General features: G+C 56.3%; 20 protein-coding genes. 8 read left to right on the top strand and 12 right to left on the bottom strand.

Features of this window, described 5'->3' with window-relative positions; translation table 11 throughout:
• Window positions 1–37: 37 nt before the first annotated feature.
• The 4 genes from htpG to Q1L34_RS20250 all read left to right on the top strand — a co-directional run bounded on the left by htpG (window position 38) and on the right by Q1L34_RS20250 (window position 5,223).
• Window positions 38–1,912 carry a molecular chaperone HtpG gene (htpG, locus tag Q1L34_RS20265; protein ID WP_004858812.1) on the top strand — a complete coding sequence of 625 codons (1,875 nt, stop codon included), beginning with the start codon at window positions 38–40 and terminating at the stop codon, window positions 1,910–1,912.
• Window positions 1,913–2,120: 208 nt separating this feature from the next.
• Window positions 2,121–2,765, top strand: a complete 645-nt coding sequence (gene adk / locus Q1L34_RS20260) for an adenylate kinase (RefSeq protein ID WP_004858815.1) — start codon at window positions 2,121–2,123, stop codon at window positions 2,763–2,765.
• A 127-nt stretch (window positions 2,766–2,892) separates the two neighbouring features.
• Entirely contained in the window at window positions 2,893–3,855 is a 963-nt protein-coding gene (hemH, locus tag Q1L34_RS20255) for a ferrochelatase (RefSeq protein WP_015585010.1), read from the top strand.
• A 63-nt stretch (window positions 3,856–3,918) separates the two neighbouring features.
• Window positions 3,919–5,223, top strand: coding sequence for an inosine/guanosine kinase (locus Q1L34_RS20250; RefSeq protein WP_327204255.1), 1,305 nt, complete (start codon window positions 3,919–3,921; stop codon window positions 5,221–5,223).
• Window positions 5,224–5,318: 95 nt separating this feature from the next.
• On the opposite strand, the gene ybaL is transcribed toward Q1L34_RS20250, so the two are convergent.
• Window positions 5,319–6,995 carry a YbaL family putative K(+) efflux transporter gene (ybaL, locus tag Q1L34_RS20245; RefSeq protein ID WP_004858820.1) on the bottom strand — a complete coding sequence of 559 codons (1,677 nt, stop codon included), beginning with the start codon at window positions 6,993–6,995 and terminating at the stop codon, window positions 5,319–5,321.
• A gap of 347 nt (window positions 6,996–7,342) precedes the next feature.
• The gene (locus Q1L34_RS20240) at window positions 7,343–8,563 is read right to left on the bottom strand and encodes an MFS transporter (RefSeq protein ID WP_004858822.1); all 1,221 of its coding nucleotides are present in this window, start codon (window positions 8,561–8,563) and stop codon (window positions 7,343–7,345) included.
• Window positions 8,564–8,726: 163 nt separating this feature from the next.
• On the opposite strand from Q1L34_RS20240, the gene ushA reads away from it, so the two are divergent.
• Window positions 8,727–10,379, top strand: a complete 1,653-nt coding sequence (gene ushA, locus Q1L34_RS20235; protein ID WP_004858825.1) for a bifunctional UDP-sugar hydrolase/5'-nucleotidase UshA — start codon at window positions 8,727–8,729, stop codon at window positions 10,377–10,379.
• Between the two features lie 140 nt (window positions 10,380–10,519).
• Here the strand turns inward: ushA and ybaK are convergent, their stop codons facing one another.
• From ybaK to Q1L34_RS20200, 7 genes are all read right to left on the bottom strand, one after another.
• Window positions 10,520–10,999, bottom strand: coding sequence for a Cys-tRNA(Pro)/Cys-tRNA(Cys) deacylase YbaK (gene ybaK / locus Q1L34_RS20230; RefSeq protein ID WP_004858826.1), 480 nt, complete (start codon window positions 10,997–10,999; stop codon window positions 10,520–10,522).
• A gap of 202 nt (window positions 11,000–11,201) precedes the next feature.
• Window positions 11,202–11,996, bottom strand: a complete 795-nt coding sequence (locus Q1L34_RS20225; RefSeq protein ID WP_004858828.1) for a TraB/GumN family protein — start codon at window positions 11,994–11,996, stop codon at window positions 11,202–11,204.
• Window positions 11,997–12,047: 51 nt separating this feature from the next.
• Complete coding sequence (gene copA / locus Q1L34_RS20220) at window positions 12,048–14,549, bottom strand: copper-exporting P-type ATPase CopA (RefSeq protein ID WP_015585008.1); 2,502 nt, start codon at window positions 14,547–14,549, stop codon at window positions 12,048–12,050.
• A 93-nt stretch (window positions 14,550–14,642) separates the two neighbouring features.
• Window positions 14,643–15,356 carry an MgtC/SapB family protein gene (locus Q1L34_RS20215; protein ID WP_004858832.1) on the bottom strand — a complete coding sequence of 238 codons (714 nt, stop codon included), beginning with the start codon at window positions 15,354–15,356 and terminating at the stop codon, window positions 14,643–14,645.
• Between the two features lie 60 nt (window positions 15,357–15,416).
• Window positions 15,417–16,400 (bottom strand): nucleoside hydrolase, encoded by a 984-nt coding sequence (locus Q1L34_RS20210; RefSeq protein ID WP_015585007.1) that lies wholly within the window; start codon window positions 16,398–16,400, stop codon window positions 15,417–15,419.
• A 10-nt stretch (window positions 16,401–16,410) separates the two neighbouring features.
• Window positions 16,411–17,442, bottom strand: a complete 1,032-nt coding sequence (locus tag Q1L34_RS20205; RefSeq protein ID WP_004858836.1) for a LacI family DNA-binding transcriptional regulator — start codon at window positions 17,440–17,442, stop codon at window positions 16,411–16,413.
• A 106-nt stretch (window positions 17,443–17,548) separates the two neighbouring features.
• A complete protein-coding gene (locus tag Q1L34_RS20200; RefSeq protein ID WP_004858838.1) occupies window positions 17,549–18,943 on the bottom strand; it encodes an MFS transporter in 1,395 nt (464 codons plus the stop codon).
• Window positions 18,944–19,235: 292 nt separating this feature from the next.
• Here Q1L34_RS20200 and cueR point away from each other — a divergent pair, with 292 nt between their 5' ends.
• A complete protein-coding gene (gene cueR / locus Q1L34_RS20195) occupies window positions 19,236–19,646 on the top strand; it encodes a Cu(I)-responsive transcriptional regulator (protein WP_004858840.1) in 411 nt (136 codons plus the stop codon).
• Here cueR and Q1L34_RS20190 read toward each other — a convergent pair.
• A complete protein-coding gene (locus Q1L34_RS20190) occupies window positions 19,643–20,107 on the bottom strand; it encodes an NfeD family protein (RefSeq protein ID WP_004858842.1) in 465 nt (154 codons plus the stop codon). The genes cueR and Q1L34_RS20190 overlap by 4 nt on opposite strands.
• Complete coding sequence (locus Q1L34_RS20185; protein ID WP_004858844.1) at window positions 20,104–21,021, bottom strand: SPFH domain-containing protein; 918 nt, start codon at window positions 21,019–21,021, stop codon at window positions 20,104–20,106. Before Q1L34_RS20185 ends, Q1L34_RS20190 begins: the two co-directional genes overlap by 4 nt.
• A 139-nt stretch (window positions 21,022–21,160) precedes the next feature.
• On the opposite strand from Q1L34_RS20185, the gene fetA reads away from it, so the two are divergent.
• Complete coding sequence (gene fetA, locus Q1L34_RS20180) at window positions 21,161–21,838, top strand: iron efflux ABC transporter ATP-binding subunit FetA (RefSeq protein WP_065905912.1); 678 nt, start codon at window positions 21,161–21,163, stop codon at window positions 21,836–21,838.
• On the top strand, window positions 21,825–22,607 hold the full coding sequence (gene fetB / locus Q1L34_RS20175; protein WP_044346325.1) for an iron efflux ABC transporter permease subunit FetB: 783 nt from the start codon (window positions 21,825–21,827) through the stop codon (window positions 22,605–22,607). Before fetA ends, fetB begins: the two co-directional genes overlap by 14 nt.
• Window positions 22,608–22,720: 113 nt before the next feature.
• Here the strand turns inward: fetB and Q1L34_RS20170 are convergent, their stop codons facing one another.
• Window positions 22,721–23,575: a co-chaperone YbbN gene (locus tag Q1L34_RS20170; RefSeq protein WP_004858849.1), complete on the bottom strand. Its 855-nt coding sequence runs from the start codon at window positions 23,573–23,575 to the stop codon at window positions 22,721–22,723.
• Window positions 23,576–23,583 lie beyond the last annotated feature (8 nt).

Below are 23,583 nucleotides of genomic sequence, written 5' to 3'. Positions count from 1 at the left end.
TTTACCATTAACAATGGCATTGTTGAGGTTGATTTAGATGAAAGGACAAGAAACTCGTGGTTTTCAGTCAGAGGTTAAACAGCTTCTGCACCTGATGATCCATTCTCTTTATTCCAATAAAGAAATTTTCCTGCGTGAACTGATTTCCAACGCCTCCGATGCGGCCGACAAGCTGCGTTTCCGCGCGCTGTCCCAGCCGGACCTGTATGAAGGCGACGGCGAGCTGCGCGTGCGCGTCTCTTTTGACAAAGACAACCGCACGCTGACCATCGCCGATAATGGTATCGGGATGAACCGTGAGGAAGCGATCGACCATCTCGGCACGATTGCCAAATCCGGGACAAAATCTTTCCTCGAATCAATGGGTTCCGATCAGGCAAAAGACAGCCAGCTGATTGGTCAGTTTGGTGTCGGCTTCTACTCAGCGTTTATCGTGGCCGATAAAGTCACCGTGCGTACCCGCGCGGCGGGCGATAGCGCGGAAAACGGCGTGTTCTGGGAATCTGCCGGCGAAGGCGACTACACCATTGCCGATATCACCAAAGCCGATCGCGGTACTGAAATTACCCTGCACCTGCGCGAAGGTGAAGATGACTTCCTCAACGACTGGCGCGTGCGTTCGATTATCAGCAAATATTCCGATCATATCGCGCTGCCGGTAGAGATTGAAAAGCGCGAAGAGGTTGACGGTGAAACGGTGATCTCCTGGGAGAAAATCAACAAGGCCCAGGCGCTGTGGACCCGTAATAAGTCGGAAATCAAAGACGACGAATATAACGAATTCTATAAACACATTGCCCACGACTACAGCGACCCGCTGACCTGGAGCCACAACCGCGTGGAAGGCAAGCAGGAGTACACCAGCCTGCTGTATATCCCGTCGCAGGCGCCGTGGGATATGTGGAACCGCGATCACAAGCATGGCCTGAAGCTGTACGTGCAGCGCGTGTTTATCATGGATGACGCCGAGCAGTTCATGCCGAACTATCTGCGCTTTGTCCGCGGCCTCGTCGACTCCAACGATCTGCCGCTGAACGTGTCGCGTGAAATTCTGCAGGACAGCAGCGTTACCCGCAACCTGCGCACCGCGCTGAGCAAACGCGCGCTGCAGATGCTGGAAAAACTGGCCAAAGACGATGCGGAAAAATATCAGACCTTCTGGCAGCAGTTTGGCCTGGTGCTGAAAGAAGGCCCGGCGGAGGACAGCGCGAATCAGCAGACGATTGCTAAGCTGCTGCGTTTCGCCTCTACCCATACCGATTCCGCCGCGCAGACCGTGTCGCTGGAAGAGTATGTCTCTCGTATGAAAGAAGGGCAGGAGAAGATCTACTACATCACTGCGGACAGCTATGCCGCGGCGAAAAGCAGTCCGCACCTCGAGCTGCTGCGTAAGAAAGGTATCGAAGTTCTGCTGCTCTCTGACCGCATCGACGAGTGGATGATGAGCTACCTGACCGAGTTCGACGGCAAGGCGTTCCAGTCGGTTGCGAAAGCCGACGAATCGCTGGATAAGCTGGCGGATGAAGTCGACGAAAGCACTAAAGAGGCCGAAAAGGCGCTGGAACCGTTCGTTGAGCGTGTGAAAACGCTGCTGGGCGAGCGGGTGAAGGAGGTTCGTCTGACGCACCGCCTGACCGATACGCCGGCTATCGTCACCACCGACGCGGACGAAATGAGCACCCAGATGGCGAAACTGTTTGCCGCTGCGGGCCAGTCTGCACCGGAAGTGAAGTACATTTTCGAACTCAACCCGGCTCACCCGCTGGTGAAACGCACGGCGGACACGCAGGATGAGGCCCGGTTTAGCGAATGGGTCGAGCTGCTGCTCGATCAGGCCCTGCTGGCTGAACGCGGTACCCTGGAAGATCCTAACCAGTTTATTCGCCGCATGAACCAGCTGCTGGCTTCCTGATCGCTTCGCTGTTGGTCCACCCCGGCCTGCGCACCTTACGCGCGGGCCGGGGTGGACGCCCCTCTGATGGCGTAAAATCCGCCTTTCAAGCAAAATAAACCTTCCATTAACCGTTTCAGCCGCTCCGCCTTCCTTGAGCCATCTGCATTCTGGTGGTATGGTTTAGCGTTTTTGAAAAATTGAATCGACTTTTGAGGGGATTTTCGTAATGCGTATTATTCTGCTTGGCGCTCCGGGCGCGGGTAAAGGAACTCAGGCTCAGTTCATCATGGAGAAATACGGAATTCCGCAAATCTCTACCGGTGACATGCTGCGCGCTGCGGTGAAATCTGGCTCCGAGCTGGGCAAACAGGCAAAAGACATTATGGATGCCGGCAAGCTGGTGACCGACGAACTGGTGATTGCGTTGGTTAAAGAGCGTATCACCCAGGAAGATTGCCGTAACGGTTTCCTGCTCGACGGCTTCCCGCGCACCATTCCGCAGGCTGACGCCATGAAAGAAGCGGGCATCGCCGTTGATTACGTTCTGGAATTTGATGTACCGGACGAACTGATCGTTGACCGTATCATTGGTCGTCGCGTACACGCCGCTTCCGGTCGCGTGTACCACATCAAATTCAACCCGCCGAAGGTTGAAGGCAAAGATGACGTGACCGGCGAAGAGCTGACCACCCGTAAAGATGACCAGGAAGAGACCGTACGTAAGCGTCTGGTGGAATACCATCAGATGACGGCGCCGCTGATCGGTTACTATCAGAAAGAAGCTGAAGCGGGCAACACCCGCTACGCGAAGGTTGACGGTACGAAAGCCGTTTCCGACGTCCGCGCTGAACTGGAAAAAATCCTCGGTTAATCCCGTTGGTTCTCATCCTGCCGCGGCGGGATGAGAACATCTCTCATTCTACCTTTTTCTCTGATTGGTTCCGTTTAGCGCCATTTCAGCTACAATTGGCTGCGATTCAAATGGTTAAGAGGCGGTAATGCATCAGACGAAAACAGGTATCTTGTTAGCCAACTTAGGCACTCCCGATGCGCCCACGCCCGATGCGGTGAAGCGCTATCTGCGACAATTTCTCAGCGACAAGCGGGTGGTTGATACGCCCCGTCTGCTGTGGTGGCCGCTTCTGCGCGGCGTGATACTGCCCCTGCGCGCGCCGCGGGTCGCGAAACTTTATCAGTCCGTGTGGATGGAGGAAGGCTCGCCGCTGATGGTTTACAGCCGTCGACAGCAGCAGGCTCTGGCCGCGCGTCTCCCCGATACCCCGGTTGCCTTAGGCATGAGCTACGGCTCACCTGCGCTGGAAAGCGCGGTGGATGAACTGCTGGCTCAGGATGTTGACCATATCGTGGTGTTGCCGCTGTATCCGCAATACTCCTGTTCCACCGTGGCGGCAGTATGGGATGAGCTGGCGCGAATCCTGGCTAAAAAACGGGCCATCCCCGGGATCTCTTTTATTCGTGATTATGCCGATGATGCCAGCTATATCGATGCGCTGGCCGCCAGCGTTCGCGCATCGTTTGCCGTGCACGGCGAACCGGATGTGCTGCTGCTTTCTTATCACGGCATACCGCAACGCTTTGCCCACGAAGGCGATGATTACCCGCAGCGCTGCCGCGATACCACCCGCGAACTGGTCTCTGCGCTGGGACTTTCGCCGGATCGCGCCATGATGACCTTCCAGTCGCGCTTTGGCCGCGAGCCGTGGCTGACGCCTTACACCGACGAAACATTGAAAATGTTGGGCGAGAAGGGGGTGAAGCATATTCAGGTCATCTGCCCGGGCTTTGCGGCAGATTGTCTGGAAACGCTGGAGGAGATTGCGGTGCAGAACCGGGAAGTCTTCCTCGAAGCCGGCGGGCAGAAATATGAATATATCCCGGCGCTTAATGCGGACAGGGCGCATATCGAAATGATGGTGAACCTGACGGCGCCGTATCGCTAATCGCGTGTGGCAGGGGGAATATGCTATTATTCCCCGCTTGTTCACTGCCATTAAATCGCCACTATGAAATTTCCCGGTAAACGCAAATCCAAACACTACTTTCCCGTTAATGCCCGCGATCCGCTGCTGCAGCAAACGCAGCCGGAAAATGAAGCCAACGTCGCGTGGGTGGTCGGTATCGATCAGACGCTGGTTGATATCGAAGCCAAAGTAGATGAGGCGTTTATCGTGCGCTACGGCCTCAGCGCCGGCCATTCGCTGGTCATCGAAGATGATGTCGCCGAAACGCTCTACCAGGAGCTGGTACGGAATCATTTAATTACCCACCAGTTTGCCGGCGGAACGATCGGCAATACCATGCACAATTATTCGGTGCTGGCAGATGACCGCTCGGTATTGCTGGGGGTCATGTGCAGCAATATCGAAATCGGCGGCTACGCCTATCGCTATCTGTGCAACACCTCCAGCCGGACTGACCTGAACTATCTGCAAGGAGTGGACGGAGCCATCGGGCGCTGCTTTACCCTGATTAGCGACGCGGGCGAACGAACCTTTGCCATCAGTCCGGGCCACATGAATAAGCTGCGTCCGGAAAGCATTCCGGAAGAGGTGATTGCCGGTGCCTCTGCGCTGGTGCTGACCTCGTATCTGGTGCGCTGCAAGCCCGGCGAGCCGATGCCGGATGCGACGATGAAAGCCATCGAGTATGCCAAAAAGCATGATGTGCCGGTGGTGCTGACGCTGGGAACGAAGTATGTCATTGCCGATAACCCGGAATGGTGGCAGCAGTTCCTCAAGGAGAATGTCTCTATTCTGGCGATGAATGAAGAAGAAGCCGAAGCGCTGACCGGGGTATCCGATCCGCTGCTGGCTTCGGATAAGGCGCTGGAGTGGGTGGACCTGGTACTGTGTACCGCCGGACCTGCGGGGCTGTATATGGCCAGCTTTACGGAAGACGAAGCCAAACGTAAAACTCAGCATCCGCTGCTGCCGGGGGCGATTGCCGAATTCAACCAGTATGAGTTTAGCCGCGCAATGCGTCATCAGGATTGCGTGAACCCCTTACGGATTTACTCGCATATTGCGCCGTACATGGGTGGGCCTGAGAAAATCATGAATACCAACGGTGCCGGTGACGGGGCGCTGGCGGCGCTGCTGCATGATATCACCGCCAATAACTACCACCGCAATAACGTTCCGAACTCCAGCAAACACAAGTGCAAGTGGCTGACCTACTCGTCACTGGCGCAGGTGTGCAAATATGCCAACCGCGTCAGCTATCAGGTATTGAACCAGCACTCCCCGCGTTTAACCCGCGGCCTGCCGGAGCGAGAAGATAGTCTGGAAGAGGCATACTGGGAGCGTTAAGCCCGTTTCTCCTCTTGCGCTGCGGGGGGAGAACGCAACAGTAGCAAAGGCTGGCTGAGCGCCTCTCGCTGTCCGGGAGGCGCCATGGTAGGGGATTATCCGGTAACGACTTCACCCGCCGGCGGCGTCTCCAGCAGGAGCAACATAGCGCGTGCGATTTCTCGCTCGCCCATCACCACCTGATTCGCGCCGCGTTCGGTAATGTAATCCACTTCATCGTCATAATGCGCCCGGGCGATAATCTCGATATTCGGGCATTTCTCGCGGGCGGCAGCGACGATTTCCCCAGCCTCATAGCCGTTAGGAATGGTCAGCAGCAGCCAGCGGGCGCAGTCCAGATGCGCCAGATTCATGATCTCTTCATTCGCCGCATTGCCCAGCACCGCGCGAATACCGCGCGCGCGCAGCTCATCGACGCGGGTACGCGACGTCTCAATAACCACCAGTGGAATACCCTGGGCCATCAGCTTTTCGCCCAGCAGGCTGCCGACGCGGCCAAAGCCCACCAGCAGCGCGTGGTTGCAAATATCGACCGGAATCTGCTTCTCTTCTTCGAGCACTTCTTCGAAGGTCTGTTCATCCAGCGTTTCGGTTTTATCGAGGTATTTTTCCAGCACTGCGAAGAGCACCGGGTTAAGCATGATAGAGATAATCGCCCCGGCCAGTACCAGATTTTGTCCGGCCTGCGGCAGCAGATTCAGCGCCATGCCAAGCCCGGCAAGAATAAAGGCGAACTCACCGATTTGCGCGAGGCTGGCGGCGATGGTCAGCGCGGTGCGCGGCGAGTGGCCGAACATCCGCACGAGGAAAAAGGCGACCACCGACTTGCCGAAGATAATGATCGCCAGCGTAGCCAGCACCGCCAGCGGTTGCTCCAGCAGGATCATCGGATCAAACAGCATTCCCACGGAGACAAAGAACAGCACCGCGAACGCATCGCGCAGCGGCAGCGTGTCGTGCGCGGCGCGGTGGCTGAGTTCGGATTCGTTCAGTACCATTCCGGCGAAAAATGCGCCAAGCGCAAAGGAGACGTCGAACAGCTCAACCGCACCGAAGGCGATCCCGAGAGCGAGGGCCAGAACCGACAGGGTAAACAGTTCGCGGGAGCCGGTTGCGGCGCTGCGGGACATAATCCACGGTACCAGACGACGACCCACCAGCATCATAATGGCGATAAAGGCGATCACTTTGCCGATGGTGATCCCCATATCGACGGCCAGCGACGCCAGGCCAACATCGCCTTTCTCCGCCATACCGGCGACGGCCGGCAGCAGAACCAGCGTCAGAACCATCACTAAATCTTCGACGATGAGCCAGCCGATGGCAATCTGCCCTCGCTGGCTATCAATAAGCTGCCGTTCCTCCAACGCGCGCAGCAGCACCACGGTACTGGCGGTAGAGAGACACAGGCCAAATACGATGCCGGTCATCAGCGACCAGCCCAACACGGCAGAAAGCGCCATACCCAGCAGCGTTGCCACGGCTATCTGGGCAATCGCGCCGGGAATGGCGATCGACTTTACCGCCATCAAATCCTTTAAGGAGAAGTGCAGCCCGACGCCAAACATCAGCAATATGACGCCCAGCTCAGCCAGCTCCGGCGCCAGTTTGGTATCGGCAACGAAGCCAGGGGTAAAGGGGCCGGATAACACGCCTGCTAATAGATAGCCCACCAGTGGCGAAATGCGCAGCTTATTGGCAATCATGCCGAAGATAAAAGCGAGTACGAGCCCACCGACAATGGTGGTGATAAGCGGTGTTGCGTGGTGCATTCCGTCTCCTTGTATGTGGTGAGCCAATCCATTTTCAGTATTAAACACGCCATCCTTCAGGCTGCTTCTGCGTTAGCTTCGCGCATTCACCGAATCATCCCTGCTCCAGGCAGTCACTCGCGCTACTTTGCGGCAACCCGGATGAAGCTGTGTCTAAACCTAAAAAACCGAGTAATAGTTTATGACAGTTTTCGCTGTTTTGTTTATGAATAATTGTTGAATTATGCAGAAAAATGGAATTAACCCGCAAAAAGGCACAGATCGGAAAACTACGGCAGCTAATGAGCGGGAGTGCTGTCAGCATAAGGGATTACGGCGGCCAAAGTTTCACTTTAGCCGCCAGATAATCAGGGTTTTTGGCGGTTGTCAGGAAGGAATATCGTCAATATGCCGAGAAGTGGCAGGAAAGCACAGATTTTATAAACCAGCTCGATACTGGTGTGGTCCGCTAACAGCCCCAGAACGGCGGCTCCGAGGCCACCCATACCAAATGCGAAGCCGAAAAACAGACCGGAAACCATGCCGATACGCCCCGGTAACAGCTCCTGGGCGTAGACCAGGATAGCCGAAAATGCCGATGCGAGGATAAATCCAATAATCATGGTCAAAATTCCCGTCCACTCCAGCGTCGCGTAGGGTAAAACAAGGGTAAAGGGAGCCACGCCGAGGATCGAGCCCCAAATTACATATTTACGCCCAATTTTATCGCCAACTGGCCCGCCAATCACCGTTCCTGCGGCAACGGCAAACAGGAAAATAAACAGATGAACCTGCGCATTCTGGATCGATAATCCGAATTTATGCATCAAATAAAAGGTGTAATAGCTGCTGATGCTCGCCATATAGAAATATTTCGAGAAAATCAGCATCAACAGGATGCCGACCGCAAGAATAACTTTGTTTTTCGGCAGCGGACTGGCGACGACGGCCTTCGGTTTACCTTTATTCATTCGATGCTGTGCGGCATACCAGCGGCTGATTTGCGACAGCACGACGATGGCTAACAGCGCGGCCAGGACGAACCATGCGACGTTACCTTTGCCATATGGCGCGATAATTACCGCCGCCAGCAGCGGGCCCAGAGAACTGCCAAAGTTACCGCCAACCTGGAATAGCGACTGCGCCAGTCCGTGACGGCCGCCGGAGGCCATCCGCGCCACGCGCGACGATTCCGGATGGAATACCGAAGAACCGGTACCCACCAGCGCGGCGGCAAGCAGGACCGTGCCAAAGCTCCCCGCCAGCGCCAGTAAAACCAGGCCGCAGAGCGTAAAACACATGCCGATCGGCAGCGACCATGGCATCGAGTGTTTATCGGTCCAGTAGCCGACCACCGGCTGAAGCAGCGAGGAGGCCAGCTGGAAGGTCAGAGTGATCATCCCGATTTGCACGAAGGTCAGGGAGAACTCCGACTGAAGCAGCGGGTAAATCGCCAGAATCAGCGACTGGATCATATCGTTCAGTAAATGGGAAAGGCTGATTGCGCCCAGAATACCAAACGAGGTGCGTGCTTTTTGCGGCGCAGCAGCGGGGCCGGATAAGGGTTGAACGGTCTGATTCGTCGCCATAGGTTCACTTTGAGCGTGTTATTGTGGATGCAGGTGGAATTATTATCTGACTAACATACCTGCCACTAAGGTTTGAAGGAAGTCTCAATTCGGAAAACATATTTGTCTGTCGACGTAACTCGCTATACTTTCGGCACTTGTTTATTAAGTCAGGGAGAGAAATATGCATTTTTTAAAACGGGCGGTGGCGCTGGGGCTATTTACCGCGCTGTCTCTGGGAAGCTTATCCGCACAGGCATATGAGCAGGATAAAACCTATAAAATCACCATCCTGCATACCAACGATCACCACGGTCACTTCTGGCGTAATGATTACGGTGAATATGGTCTGGCGGCGCAAAAGACGTTGGTCGACGGGATCCGCAAAGAGGTCGCCGCTGAGGGCGGCAGCGTTCTGCTGTTGTCCGGCGGCGATATTAATACCGGTGTGCCGGAGTCGGATTTACAGGATGCAGAGCCAGATTTTCGCGGTATGAACCTGATTGGCTATGATGCGATGGCAGTGGGCAACCACGAGTTTGATAATCCGCTCAGCGTGCTACGCCAGCAGGAAAAGTGGTCAAAGTTTCCGTTCCTCTCCGCCAATATCTACCAAAAAAGCACCGGCGAGCGTCTGTTTAAACCCTGGGCGCTGTTTAAACGCGGGGGATTAAAAATCGCGGTCATTGGCCTGACTACCGATGACACGGCGAAGATAGGTAACCCGGAATATTTCACCGACATTGAATTCCGCAAACCGGCGGACGAGGCCAAACTGGTTATCCAGGAACTGCAGCTGAATGAAAAACCGGATGTGATTCTGGCGACCACCCATATGGGCCATTATGACAACGGAAATCATGGTTCTAACGCCCCTGGCGATGTCGAAATGGCGCGCAGCCTGCCGGCAGGATCGCTGGCGATGATCGTCGGCGGTCATTCGCAGGATCCGGTCTGTATGGCCTCGGAGAATAAAAAACAGGTCGATTATGTACCGGGCACGCCCTGTGCGCCGGACAGACAGAACGGTATCTGGATCGTTCAGGCGCACGAGTGGGGTAAATATGTCGGTCGCGCGGATTTTGAGTTCCGCAACGGCGAGATGAAGCTGGTGCATTATCAGCTGATCCCGGTCAATCTGAAGAAGAAGGTGACCTATGATAACGGTCAGAGCGAACGCGTGCTCTATACGCCGCAAATCCCGGAAAACCCGCAGATGCTGTCGCTGCTGACGCCATTCCAGAATAAAGGCAAAGCGCAGCTTCAGGTCAAAATTGGCAGCGTGAATGGGCATCTTGAAGGCGATCGCAGCAAGGTACGTTTTGTGCAGACTAATATGGGACGCCTGCTGCTGGCGGCACAAATGGCGCGTAGCAATGCCGATTTTGCCGTGATGAGCGGCGGCGGTATTCGTGACTCCATCGAAGCCGGGGATATTACCTATAAAGATGTCATGAAAGTGCAGCCGTTCGGTAACGTGCTGGTGTATGTCGATATGAGCGGTAAGGAAGTGACGGAATATCTGACCGCCGTGGCGCAGATGAAACCTGACTCCGGCGCCTATCCGCAGTTCGCCAACGTCAGCTTCGTGGCGAAAGACGGCAAGCTGAACGATCTGAAAATCAAAGGCGAACCGGTCGATCCGACGAAGACCTACCGGATGGCGACGTTGAGCTTTAACGGGACCGGCGGTGACGGCTATCCGCATATCGACACTAAGCCGGGTTATGTGAATACCGGTTTTATCGATGCCGAAGTGCTGAAAGAGTATATCCAGAAAAACTCACCGCTGGACGCGGCCGCCTATGAGCCGAAAGGCGAGGTGAGCTGGCAGTAACGCGTGAGGATGAGCCCGGTGGCGCTGCGCTGACCGGGCTACCGGTTCGCCACGATTTGGTGGATGAGTAGCCTGGTCAGGCGCGACGCGCCGCCTTCGGGATAGTTCCGGTTTACAGGTCCCTGTGCGCCGAGGCGCAATTAATCGCGGCGGGCGATATCGGCGAATTTGGCGTCGAGAATCTTCGCTAAATCGCTGGCCGCCAGTTCGATATCCAGCCCGCGCTTGCCGCCAGAAATATAAATGGCGTTAAACGCCTGGGCCGGGGCATCAATCAGCGTCGGTAGCCGTTTCTTCTGCCCGAGCGGGCTGATGCCGCCGACCAGATAGCCCGTCGTACGCTGGGCGACCATGGGATCTGCCATGTCCACCTTCTTCGCGCCCAGGGCTTTGGCCACTTTTTTCAAATCCAGCTGCCCGGCCACCGGCGTCACCGCCACGGCCAGATGTTTCATATCGCCGTTGACCGCGACCAGCAGCGTCTTATAAACCTGGTCTGCGTTCAGCCCCAGTTTGCGCACCACTTCGTCGCCGAAGTTGGTTTCATTGGGGTCGTGATCGTAGCTGTGGATCTTAAAAGCAATTTTGTTTTTTTCGAGTAACTTAACGGCGGGAGTCATACTTATCCTTCTTACCAACCGATCTCACGTGCTGTCAGCATACGCCTGTTGAATGTGTAAAAAATAGTACCATCTTGCGCAATAGTATTGGCAGTGATGGTCACTTTGAGCGACAATCGAACGATCCGGAATGCAAATTCCGGGATAATAATAATGATGAAATTCCTCTTTGACGGGCCAATAGAAATATTGGCCATTTTTTTTACGTCAGCATATCGGGCAGATTCCCTTCACCATATAAATGCAGCGCACCGACGGCGACAACATAGCGCCCCGGCGGCAGCGCCAGCAGCGTCTCGCGCCACGCCTGATTGCGCTGATGCATCAATACATCGTACAGCGACTGGCTAAAGGTTGTCGGCAGCGTGGTGACGCCTTTGGCGGGCGGCTGCTCCAGCCACCAGCCGATCATCACCTGCAAAAGACGGGCGTTTGTGCGCCAGTGGGTCAACGTATCCTCCAGCAGCGCCAGCCCGCCGTCCGGCAGATTGCGCAGCAGCGCTATCTGGCTGTCGGTGCCTTCCAGCTCCATTACCCGCACGTTGCTCTCGCGCGCCGCCATCAGCAGCTGGTAGTCAATACCGTAATCCGCACGCAGACCCAGCTTCTGGGCCTGCGTCGCCTGTAACACCATGGCGACCTGCCAGAGCGGCTGACTGTCAAACAACGCCGTCGACAGCCCGAGTTCCGCGGCCCGGCTCTCCAGCTCGACGAGCTGCTGCGGGTTTAAACGCTCGGCCAGCGGCGGACAGGGGGGGAGGTCTGCAAAGGGCGTTTCGTTCCCGGTGATATCCGCCTCAACGATGAGGGCGTCGGCCTGACGAATTTTTTTCAGCAGCCTGGCGGGAGGAGGGGACATGTCGCGGGTGCCCATATGAATACTGCCGACCAGATGCAAATAGCGCTCTCCGGGAAGGGTAATATCCAGTGCGGGCCAGGAATAAGACGCGCCGACGGCGGCACGCCACAGCATTTTTATTCGGTTTAACAGGCCCATACGCGCTCCGTAGTGTGAAGCCTTCATGCTAGCGCGTATGGGTCATAACATCTAGTCTTTCGGTTTAAAGCGCAGCAGCCGGTTTGCGTTGCTGACCACGGTAATGGAAGAGAGCGCCATAGCGGCCCCGGCTACCACCGGGTTAAGCAACGTTCCGGTCAGCGGCCATAAGATCCCGGCGGCGATGGGGATCCCCAGCGAGTTGTACACAAAGGCCCCCAGCAGGTTCTGTTTCATGTTGCGCAGCGTGGCTTTTGAAATTGCCAGCGCATCCGCCACGCCGTTCAGACTATGACGCATCAGGGTGATGGCTGCTGTCTCAATGGCTACATCGCTCCCACCGCCCATCGCAATCCCGACGTCGGCCTGGGCCAGCGCCGGCGCGTCGTTGATGCCGTCACCGACCATCGCCACCTGATGCCCCTGGCTTTGCAGGCGCTTGATAGCGTCAGCTTTACCGTCCGGCAGCACGCCGGCGATCACTTCGTCGATGCCTGCTTCTTTGGCAATCGCGTTGGCGGTCGTGGGGTTATCCCCGGTCAGCATCACCAGACGATAACCCTGGCGATGCAGGCGAGCCAGCGCAGCGACGCTATCGCTACGCAGCGGGTCGCGAATAGCGAACAGTGCCGCGACCTGACCATCGATCGCCAGCAGCACCGGCGTTGTCCCTTGTGATGCCTGGGCGGCGATCTCGTTTTCGACGGCGGCGGTGGCAATCTTTTGCTCATTGAGCAGCGCCTGGTTACCGAGCAGTAGAGTATGGCCTTCGGCCTCGCCGCTGACGCCGAGCCCGCGCAGGGTGCGGAAGTTGTTGACTACCGGCAGCTGGCTATCGGCGGCTTTCTCGATGATCGCCCGCGCCAGCGGGTGACTGGAGCCTTGCTCCAGTGCCGCCGCAAGACGTAGCGCGGTGGACTCATCAACATCGGCAAAGGTTTTTACCGCTACAACCTGCGGTTTACCTTCGGTCAGGGTGCCCGTTTTATCAAAGACGATGGTATCGAGCTGGCTGGCGCGCTGCAGCGCATCCGCATCGCGAACCAGCACGCCATATTCCGCCGCGCGACCCACGCCGGAGATAATCGACATCGGCGTCGCCAGACCCAGAGCACAGGGACAGGCGATAATCAGCACCGTGGTGGCGATCACCAGGGTATAGACAATTTGCGGCGCCGGCCCGAAGAAGTACCAGATTGCCGCACTGAACAGGGCGATAACCACCACGGCCGGCACGAATACGGCGGAGATTTTATCCGCCAGCTGGCCGATTTCCGGTTTGCTGCTTTGCGCCTGGCGCACCATGCGGATGATACGAGCAAGCGTCGTCTGGCTGCCGACGGCGCTGGCGGTAAACAGAACGCTGCCGTCCTGGACCACGGTGCCGGCATGCAGCGTGTCGCCATCCGTTTTTTGTTGGGGAATAGGTTCGCCGGTCAGCATCGCCTCATCCAGCCAGGCTTCGCCCTGGCTTATAACGCCGTCAACCGGAACCCGGTCGCCGGTAGTCAGGCGCAGGGTCATCCCCGGCTGAACGTCGGCCAGCGGCACGCTTTTTTCCCCCTCTTCGCTGACCACTCGCGCCGAGGGCGGCGTCAGATCGAGCAGTTTTTCCAGCGCTTTTGAGGAGCGCTGACGGGCGCGGGCTTCCAGCATATGGCCGAGGTTAATTAAGCCGATAATCATTGCGCTGGCTTCATAGTAGAGATGGCGAGCTTCCATCGGGAACCACTGCGGCCACAGGTTGACGCTCATGGAATAGAGCCATGCTACGCCGGTTCCCAGCGCCACCAGCGTATCCATGGTGGCGGTACCGTTTTTCAGGCTTTTCCATGCGCTGCGATAGAAATGGCCGCCGGCGAAGACCATCACCGCGAGGGTGACAAGCCCGATAACCAGCCACAGGGAACGGTTATCATCGCTGACCATCATATTGTCACCGATCATTCCCCAGACCATGACCGGCACCCCCACCAGCAGGGCAACAATCGCCTGCCAGCGGAAGCGTTTCATGGTGGCGATAGCGGTTTCCTGCTGGCGTTCGCGGCGTTGCAGATCATCTTCGATCGCTTCGGCACCGTAGCCTGCCTTCTCCACCGCCTGAACTAATTCTGCGGCGGACGCGCTGCCCATAACCAGCGCAGTGCGTTCCGCGAGATTTACCCGTGCCTGCGTGACGCCCGGTACGCTTTGCAGCGCGTTTTGTACCCGGGAAACACAGCTGGCGCAGCTCATGCCGCTTAACAGCAGCTGTTGGCTTTCATCATCAGCCGTCGCTGCCGGAAGCTCAGAAGAGACCGCTGTCAGCGCTTCCGACGGGATTGATGACTCCGCCAGCGGTTTAGCCTTTGGGTGGCTTAACTCTGCGCCGTAACCGGCCTGCTTGATCGTTTCGATAAGCGCTTCTGCACTGGCGCTACCGGTCACGTGTGCTTCGGTGACGGTGACTTCAGCTAGCTCAACGTCCGGGCGCTGTTCGAGGCTTTCTTTTACGCGTTTGACGCAGTGACCGCAGGACAAACCGTCCAGGGCCAGGTCGATGGTTTGAGACATAACACACTCCTTTATGACAGGGATGACTGACTGTGATAAAGGTTAAACCTTCCAGCAAGGGGAAGGTCAAGGTGTTTATTTGCGACGGCGTGTTTAGTGTTCCAGCGCAATCGCGCAGACATGTTCCAGAGAGGAAAGGCTGCTGTACAGTTCGGGTAGGGTCATTTTTTTTCTCACCACCATCTTGAGGTTGACCTCTATTTTTCCCTTTTTTAAATCACGAATGGTGATGGTTTCGATAATATTTTTTTGCTGCGTAATACTCGCTATTAGCGTTTCTAAGCCGGATTTTTCATCAAGAATAATGCGGATTTTTACTTTACCGGGTGACTGATTTTTAGTTTGTAAAAAAATGACGCAATAGCTGAGCTTGATCGCCAGCAGAAATAATCCGGTGGCGAGAAGAGCATGCAGATAAAAACCGGCGCCGCTGGTAATGCCTACCCCTGCGGAAGCCCATACGATTGCCGCTGTCGTCAGCCCGGAAATCGCATCGTCATGGCGGTGGAGGATCACGCCCGCACCGAGAAACCCGACGCCGCTGATGATCTGCGCCGCCAGGCGCATCGGATCGCTGCGGATATTGGCGGAGATCTCAGCGTAATACTCCGCTGACTGGATCGAGACAATCGTCAGGACGCAGCTGGCTACGGAAATAATCACGCAGGTTTTAAAGCCAACCGGTTTACCTTTTGATTCTCTCTCCAGACCGATGATGCCGCCGAGAATGAAAGCCACGCCAATTTTGCATAGCGTAATGAAAACAGATTCTCCCTCGCCAGATAAAATGACCGCCAACGTATTCATTTTTCCTCCGCAAAACCCTGCCCGCGAAGCCATGGTATTCCTCTTGCTAGTGCCGGAATGTTAGGCGCGGTAACGGTGAATATAGTGTTCGAGCAGCGCCAGAAGATGGGTGTTATCGATACTTTCGAGGATGCGTACTGTCGCGCCTTGCGGCTCGGGAACCCCTACGTCCAGGCGCAGGCCGTCGCGGCCGTAGCGGCAGGTCATACCGCGAGTGATGCCTTCCAGAGAGACGTCGAGGTAATCTTCTGTCGTCGTCGCCATCGTCGGATCGAGCAACCAGGCAACGGTTACAACATCATGGATCCAGCATCCGGGCAGGTTGCGGGTCTGCATCGAGTAGGCGATCCACGGGCGAACAGTCTGGGCCAGGTAACGGCTAAGCCCGTTTTTTACCGAAGTCAGACGATCCAGATCGCGATGAAGCATTTGCGTTTTCGTGGTGACATCCATCGGCACCAGCGTGACAGGCGCGCCGCTGGTGAGTACGGCGTGTGCCGCTTCAGGATCCAAACCAAAATTGGTGTCTTTGATATAGCCGGCAACGTTGAACACCCCGCCCATGATCACGATGTTTTTAACCGTATGAACGATTTCGGGATAGAGTTGCAGCGCTATCGCCACGTTGGTGAGTGGCCCGGTGGCAATCAGCGTTATCTCGCCGGGATGGTTGCAGATCAGCTCACCGATGGCCTGCGGTGCCAAAGGCTGCGCGGCCTGACACGTTGGCGGCGCAGGGACGTCCGACCATAGCTGACGTAAGCCAGCGCGATCGACGCCACGATCGAGTTTTTCGCGCCAGGGCTGCGGGTCTTCTCTGAGGGCGCGGGCGGCGCCGCGGTAGACCGGAACGGGGATATCCAACTGTCGGACGAGGGCTTTGGCGACGGCATAGCCGGTTTCTACCGGCGTATTGCCTGCCACGGTGGTGATCATTTCCAGGGTGATTTGCGGGGCGGCAATCGCCAGCGCCAGCGCCAGGCCGTCATCGATATTGGCGCCCGGAACGCCGTTCCCCGGGTCGCAGTCGATAATCACGCGCATGGATTCATTTTCATCTTGTCTCAGGTTGTACTTCATGTCCCTGGCAGCCACACGACTCTCCCACTCGTAAATAAAACTCAAATTCAACGCGGCGAACCTTGCCGTCCCAGTTTTTCAGCATGTCGATCGCCGCCCGGGCCATTTTGTCGACGGGCTGGCGGACGGCCGTTAAGGAAGGGACGTTGTAAGCCGATTCTTGTGTAGCGTTAAAGCAGACCAGCGCCACATCCTGGGGCACACGCAGCCCGTGCTCTGCCAATGCGCGTAAGCAGCCCAGCGCCTGCTGTTCATTGGTGGCAAACAGCGCGCGCGGCGGCTTACCCTGCAGCATACGTTTTGTCGCCTCATAGCCTCCTGCCCGCGTGTAATTGGTCGAAAAAATCCAGCCAGGGGTGACCGCAAGCGACGCTTCTTCCAGCGCTAACTGCCATCCCCGAATACGATCCTGGGTGTTGAGCATTTCACGCGGACCACAGATGATGCCGATATCGCGGTAGCCGTGATCGATAAGATGTTTCGTCACCTGCCAGGCCGCCAGCTGTTCATCCACCTGAATAACGCTGACGTTTAATCCGGCATCGACGCGATCCAACATCACGCAGGGCGTGCCGCTCTCTGCAATTAACTCAATATACGGATGCCGGTCAACGCTGGTATAAATCAGGCCGTCGACCTGGCGATTGAGCATGTTGTTGATCAGTTCACGCTCTCGTCCGCTGTTATCTCCCGCATCCCCCAGCAGGAGCACCTTACCGTCAGCAAACGCTTCGCGCTGCAGGGCGTGCGCCATGGAGGCAATAAACGGGTTTGAGATATCCGGGGCCACAAGCCCGTATGTTTGCGTGCTCCCCGAGGCCAGCGCGCGGGCGATACCATTGGGCCGGTAACCGGTTTTCTTAATCGCCTGCAGCACGCGCTGTCGGGTCGCTTCAGCAACGGGGCGTGGACCGTTATTAATAACGTAACTCACGACCGCGACAGATGTTCCCGCCTCCTTTGCGACATCGGAACGTGTTACGCGCTGTGAATGTGATTGGGTCACGGGGCACCTACCTGGTTGAGTTCAGAGCATTCTCTTTTCCGCACAGCATAAGGTGTTGTCAGCCAAAAATCTTTGGTAACGCACGCGCACTCGCCGTTCTCCGTACTCAAATCGCGTCCTCAGGTAAATTGAGATCGCGCCCGCGCGTCTCCGGAGCGAAAAAGGTGGTCACCAGACCGATGGCGGCCATCAGCGAGAAATAGACGGCGATAGGCCACCAGTGCCCGTAGAACGAGAGCAGCGCCGAGGCCACCAGCGGCGCGGTACCGCCCGACATAATCGAGCCCAGCTCTTTGGCGAAGGCCATTTTGGTATAGCGGTTAGTCACGCCAAACAGCTCAACGCCCCAGGCCGCCTGGACACCGAAAATACCCAGCGAAGCGAGCCCCATGCCGGTAATAATAGTGGGGATAACAATCCACGGCTCACGGGAGTCGAGCAGCATAAAAGCCGGAAATGCGTACAGGATCAGTAACAGGCAGAACCAACGATAGATGATGCGTCGACCGAAGCGATCGGAAAGCCAGCCCGCCAGCGGAATAATGGCGAATCCCAGAATCGAGGCGATAAACACCGCCACCGTCGGGACCGATTTATCAACCATCAGAACCTTGGCGACATAGCCAATGATAAAGCCCTGGGCGAGGTAGGAAGGGCCATTTTCGCCGATGCGTAAGCCGACCATCGTCCAGAACGCTCGGGTGCGTCGCCAGAAGCTACGGGTGTCGTGTTGTTTCATTACCTGGCCGCGGCGCAGCGATTTTTCACGTTCGGCCTTGAGCAGCGCTTTTTGCCGTTCAAAGACCGGCGTTTCACGGATATGGCGGCGAATGAACAGCGCCGTCGCGGCGATGAGAATGCTGCTGAGGAAAGGGATGCGCCATCCCCAACTGAGCAACGCATCTTTGTCCATTTGTAAGACGACGAGCCACACCAGAGAGGCGAGTAAAGTGCCGCTGTTGGAGCCGAGAGCGATAATGGAAGAGACCAGCCCGCGGCGCTTCACGGGGGCGTATTCTCCGAGCATCACGGTGCCGCCTGAGAGTTCTGCTCCGGCCCCCAGCCCTTGAGAGAATCGCAGAATAACCAGGCACACCGGCGCCCATACGCCAATCTGGGCGTAGCTGGGAATTAAGCCGATTAGCATGGTTGAGAATCCCATCAGGCCGATGGTGATCACCATGACAATTTTCCGCCCGTGCCGGTCGCCTATCCAGCCAAACAACAGCGCGCCGATGGGGCGCGCAATAAAACCAACGGAATAGGCGGCAAAGCTGGAGAGAAGCGCCATGACAGGGGTAGCCTGCGGAAAAAAGACATCGCCAAAGATAATGCCGGCGGCAAGTCCGTAGAGGGCAAAATCGGCATATTCCATCGTGGTGCCTAACCAGCAGGAAAACGTCGCTCGCCAGAATTCGCGGCGCCCTTCGGGGGTTTCCATGCGCTCCTGGGCAGCCTGCTGGCCGTCAGTCAGGGGAACAGAGGATGAATGCGTGTTCATAAGAACTCCTTGAAGTAAGCTGTCGACAAAAGCCGCAGGTTTTAACGCCTCATGTTCTACTCGCGTAGATATTATATTTCTTCGGTAAATTAATAGATCTACCCGCGTAGAATTAAAAGATGAAAGAGTCAGGATTGCGAAAGCGATCACTTATAACAGGCAATTGTTACAGAAAATGATTCCCCGGACGCGCTACGCTGCAAGGAAGAGAGTTTCCTGAGGCGTCGCCGGTAGGCGATGAAGGGAAGTGGGTTATAATGATGCTCTGTAGGCGCCAATCGACGGAGGACTCGTGAATATCAGCGATGTGGCAAAAAAAACCGGCTTAACCAGTAAAGCGATTCGCTTTTATGAAGAGAAGGGACTGGTCACGCCGCCGCTGCGTAGTGAGAACGGCTATCGCAGCTACAGTCAACGACACCTGGATGAACTGACCTTACTGCGCCAGGCGCGGCAGGTCGGCTTTAATCTTGAGGAGTGCCGCGAATTGATCTTTCTGTTTAACGATCCGTCGCGGCACAGTGCGGACGTTAAGCGCAGAACGCTGGATAAAGTTGCGGATATTGAGCGCCATATCAGCGAATTGCAAAATATGCGCAGGCATCTGCTGGCGCTGGCGGAATCCTGTCCCGGCGATGACGGCGCCGATTGCCCAATTATCGACAACCTTTCCGGCTGCTGTCACCGCAAGACGCAGGCTTAGCGGCGTGGCGCGGTGGCCCGCACGCGCAGCGTAATACCTTCGACGGCCAGTACCTCTACGTGGCTGCCTGCGGCAAGGTCCTCATCGGCCACCACCGGCCACGAGCTGTCGCCGACGCGCACGTGACCATGGCCGTTGATCAGCGGGCTTTCCAGCATGAAGACGCGGCCGACCAGCTGCTTGCCGCGCTGGTTGAGCTGCGCGTCGGCCGGTTTCTGGCGCGCGACCTGTCTGCGCAGCCAGTGTGACCACAGCCAGGCGGCCAGCAAAGTCAGCGCGGCGAACAGCGTGCCCTGCCACTCCCAGCCGAAGGGCAGAGCCCAGGAGAGGAGTCCGGTGACCACGCCGGCGATGCCGCTCCACAGCAGATAGCCGTTGCCGCCCAGCATTTCAGCGGCCAGCAGTAGCCCGCCGAGGCTCAGCCAGAAAATATGCGGATGGGCGAGAATGAGCGCGATCATGATTTTTTCCGTTCGCCAGAACCTTCTTTAATAAGCTCGCTGATACCGGCGATGGAGCCCATCAGGCTGCTGGCATCGAGCGGCATCATCACCACTTTGCTGTTATTAGCGGAACCAATTTTCTGCAGCGCATCGGTGTATTTCTGGGCGACAAAGTAGTTAATCGCCTGAATATCGCCGGAGGCGATAGCGGACGAGACCATCTGCGTTGCGCGGGCTTCCGCTTCCGCAGAACGTTCGCGGGCCTCAGCCTGTAAGAATGCCGACTGGCGTTCCCCTTCCGCTTTCAGGATCTGCGACTGCTTTTCCCCTTCGGCTTTGAGAATTTCGGCCTGGCGTATCCCTTCGGCTTCAAGAATATAGGCGCGTTTGGTTCGTTCGGCTTTCATCTGGGCGTTCATCGAGGCAATAAGTTCAGCCGGCGGGCGCACGTCGCGAATTTCAACGCGGGTAATTTTGACGCCCCACGGGTTCGTTGCTTCGTCGACAATATGCAGCAGGCGGGTGTTAATGCTGTCGCGCTGAGAGAGCATTTCGTCAAGTTCCATCGAGCCAAGAACGGTACGAATGTTGGTCATCGTCAGGTTAACGATCGCCTGCTGTAAATTGCTGACCTCATAAGCCGCTTTTGGCGCATCAATGACCTGAATAAAGCACACTGCATCAATCGTCACGTTGGCGTTATCGCGTGAAATAACCTCCTGGGAGGGAATATCAAGCACCTGCTCCATCATATTAATCTTACGGCCAATGCGATCCATAAATGGTACCACCAGGCTTAAACCCGGCTGCAGCGTCATGGTGTAGCGGCCGAAACGCTCAACGGTCCACTGGAAGCCCTGGGGGACGATTTTAACGCCCGCCATAACGACAACCAGCGCGACGAAAATGAGTACGGGGATAAAGATCAGCATCAAAAAACCTCCTGTTTTATTGCCTGATGAGGCGCCAGAAAAAATGACGCAGGTTTAAATTGAGTATATCTTTCTCCTCATCCAGGCGAAAGGAAACTGGAGTAAACTAGCTGGGTTGTGGGAAAAAAGTGGAACAATAATGAAGGAAAATAACGCTATTTTGCGTCTTGAGCATGTTGGCTTTCAGGTCGACGAGACGATCATACTTAATAATATAAACCTCCAGCTGCAGGCCGGAGAATTTAAGCTGATTACCGGGCCTTCCGGCTGCGGAAAAAGCACCTTGCTGAAAATTATCGCCTCGCTGCTGAGCCCCACCTCCGGGCAGATTTTTTTTGCCGAACGCGATATTACGACGCTGTCGCCGGAAACCTACCGCCAGCAGGTCTCCTACTGCGCGCAGACCCCGGCGCTGTTTGGTGACTCGGTCTATGACAATCTGATTTTTCCCTGGCAGATTCGCCGTCAGCAGCCGGATCCTAAAGCGCTGATTGCTGATTTACAACGCTTTGGTCTTGCGGAAAATACGCTGGAAAAATCAATCAATGAGCTTTCTGGGGGAGAAAAACAGCGGGTTTCGCTGATCCGTAATTTGCAATTTTTGCCCCAGGTATTGTTGCTCGATGAAATTACCAGTGCGCTGGACGAAAGTAATAAACACAACGTCAACGATATTATTCATCGTTATGTGACGGAAAAAAATATTGCGGTGCTGTGGGTCACCCACGATCGCAATGAAATTGCCCATGCTGATGAGGTGATTACGTTGCAGCCCGCCGGCGGCAACGCTCAGGAGGTATCTCATGAACGGGCATAATATTACTAACGAATCACTGGCGCTTTCGATGGTGCTGGTACTGGTGGCGATTATTGTAAGCTACCGGGAAAAACTGGCGCTGGAAAAAGATATCGTCTGGAGTATCTGCCGGGCGGTGGTGCAGCTGATTATTGTCGGCTACGTCCTGAAATATATCTTCAACGTTAACCACGCGCTGCTGACGCTGCTTATGGTGCTGTTTATTTGCTTTAACGCGGCGTGGAACGCGCAAAAGCGCAGCAAATATATCGATAAGGCCTTCATCTCATCGTTTATCGCCATTACCACCGGCGCAGGGCTGACCCTGGCGGTGCTGGTCTTCTCCGGCTCCATTGCTTTTGTGCCGATGCAGGTGATTCCGATCGCCGGGATGGTGGCCGGAAACGCGATGGTGGCGGTCGGGCTGTGCTACAACAATATGGGACAGCGCTTTAACAGCGAGCAGCAGCAAATTCAGGAGAAGCTCAGTCTGGGCGCCACGCCGAAAATGGCGGCTGCCGGGCTAATTCGCGACAGTATTCGCGCGTCGCTGATCCCGACCATTGATTCGGCTAAAACGGTGGGGCTGGTGAGTTTGCCCGGCATGATGTCAGGGCTGATTTTTGCCGGGATTGATCCGGTGAAGGCCATTAAGTATCAGATAATGGTGACGTTTATGCTGCTCTCCACCGCCAGTCTGTCGACGATTATCGCCGGCTATCTGACCTACCGGAAGTTCTTTAACGCCCGCCATCAGCTGGTGGTGACGCAGTTGAAAAAGCACGCATAAACGAGATAATTCCCCGGATGGCGGCGCGTGCGCCTTCTCCGGGCTATCTGACAGTACCGCCCTCGGCCCCGGTCAGCGCTGCGCGACCGGGGGGACTGAGGCGGATAAGGGGATTAGTACAGCAGCGAATAGAGCTGGCGACGGTACTTCGCCGCTAAGGCATCGCCGGTACCCAGTGCGGCAAGGATCTCTTGCAACATCTTGCGGACCTGGCCGTCTCCGGCGCCTAAATCCTTCTGCAAATGGCTGAACAGCAGCGCCAGCGCTTCTTCGTTACGGCCAACCTGATGCAGCTGCAGCGCGAGCTGAGCGGCCAGCGCGGCGTCTTCTGGATGCTGTTCAACCTGCTGCTGCAGCTGTTGAATTTCCGGCGTATCGGCCGCCTGTTTCAGCAGCTCAATCTGCGCGACCAGCCCCTGATAGCGGGTATCCTGATCCTGCAGCGGAACGGTTTTCAGCACCGCTTCGGCTTCGTCGGAACGCTGCAGCGCGATCAACGTTTCCGCCAGCAGCAGGCCAATCTGGCTGTCCTGGTTCGACATCTGCCACGCGTCTTTCAGCAGCGGCAGAGCCTCAAGATATTTTTCTTCCTGCATCAGCGCCAGCGCCTGCTGAGCTTTCAGCTCCTCTTCGCGGGGCAGGACTTTATCCAGCAGCGCGCGGATGGCTGATTCCGGCTGCGGGCCTTCGAAACCGTCTACCGGCTGGCCGTTCTGGAACAGATAAACCGTCGGGATTGAGCGCAGGCCAAACTGTGAGGCAAGCATCTGCTCAGCGTCGCAGTCCACTTTCGCCAGCGTGAACTGCCCGTTGTATTGCGCAGCCAGCCCTTCCAGAACCGGCGTCAGCTGCTCGCAGTGCTGGCTGCGCGCTGACCAGAAATAAAACAGCACCGGCGCAGTAACGGATTGCTCCAGCGTCTGGTGCAGGTTAGCTTCGGTAATATTGATAACATTCTGTACTGACATGAGCGCAT

It is taken from the genome of Klebsiella ornithinolytica, assembly GCF_030505655.1.
Lineage (GTDB): Bacteria > Pseudomonadota > Gammaproteobacteria > Enterobacterales > Enterobacteriaceae > Klebsiella > Klebsiella ornithinolytica.
This window is presented reverse-complemented; position numbering and strand designations above follow the sequence as displayed.

Excerpts from the sequence above, each read along its gene's own strand:
- Q1L34_RS20250 (WP_327204255.1), top strand. The coding sequence starts at position 3,919 with ATGAAATTTCCCGGTAAACGCAAATCCAAACACTACTTTCCCGTTAAT.
- Q1L34_RS20225 (WP_004858828.1), bottom strand. The coding sequence starts at position 11,996 with ATGGGCCTGTTAAACCGAATAAAAATGCTGTGGCGTGCCGCCGTCGGC.
- Q1L34_RS20215 (WP_004858832.1), bottom strand. The coding sequence starts at position 15,356 with ATGAATACGTTGGCGGTCATTTTATCTGGCGAGGGAGAATCTGTTTTC.
- hemH (WP_015585010.1), top strand. The coding sequence starts at position 2,893 with ATGCATCAGACGAAAACAGGTATCTTGTTAGCCAACTTAGGCACTCCC.
- Q1L34_RS20170 (WP_004858849.1), bottom strand. The coding sequence starts at position 23,575 with ATGTCAGTACAGAATGTTATCAATATTACCGAAGCTAACCTGCACCAG.
- Q1L34_RS20185 (WP_004858844.1), bottom strand. The coding sequence starts at position 21,021 with ATGCTGATCTTTATCCCCGTACTCATTTTCGTCGCGCTGGTTGTCGTT.
- Q1L34_RS20210 (WP_015585007.1), bottom strand. The coding sequence starts at position 16,400 with ATGCGCGTGATTATCGACTGCGACCCGGGGAACGGCGTTCCGGGCGCC.
- ushA (WP_004858825.1), top strand. The coding sequence starts at position 8,727 with ATGCATTTTTTAAAACGGGCGGTGGCGCTGGGGCTATTTACCGCGCTG.
- htpG (WP_004858812.1), top strand. The coding sequence starts at position 38 with ATGAAAGGACAAGAAACTCGTGGTTTTCAGTCAGAGGTTAAACAGCTT.
- copA (WP_015585008.1), bottom strand. The coding sequence starts at position 14,549 with ATGTCTCAAACCATCGACCTGGCCCTGGACGGTTTGTCCTGCGGTCAC.
- Q1L34_RS20240 (WP_004858822.1), bottom strand. The coding sequence starts at position 8,563 with ATGGCGACGAATCAGACCGTTCAACCCTTATCCGGCCCCGCTGCTGCG.
- ybaK (WP_004858826.1), bottom strand. The coding sequence starts at position 10,999 with ATGACTCCCGCCGTTAAGTTACTCGAAAAAAACAAAATTGCTTTTAAG.
- adk (WP_004858815.1), top strand. The coding sequence starts at position 2,121 with ATGCGTATTATTCTGCTTGGCGCTCCGGGCGCGGGTAAAGGAACTCAG.
- Q1L34_RS20200 (WP_004858838.1), bottom strand. The coding sequence starts at position 18,943 with ATGAACACGCATTCATCCTCTGTTCCCCTGACTGACGGCCAGCAGGCT.
- Q1L34_RS20190 (WP_004858842.1), bottom strand. The coding sequence starts at position 20,107 with ATGATCGCGCTCATTCTCGCCCATCCGCATATTTTCTGGCTGAGCCTC.
- fetB (WP_044346325.1), top strand. The coding sequence starts at position 21,825 with ATGAACGGGCATAATATTACTAACGAATCACTGGCGCTTTCGATGGTG.
- fetA (WP_065905912.1), top strand. The coding sequence starts at position 21,161 with ATGAAGGAAAATAACGCTATTTTGCGTCTTGAGCATGTTGGCTTTCAG.
- ybaL (WP_004858820.1), bottom strand. The coding sequence starts at position 6,995 with ATGCACCACGCAACACCGCTTATCACCACCATTGTCGGTGGGCTCGTA.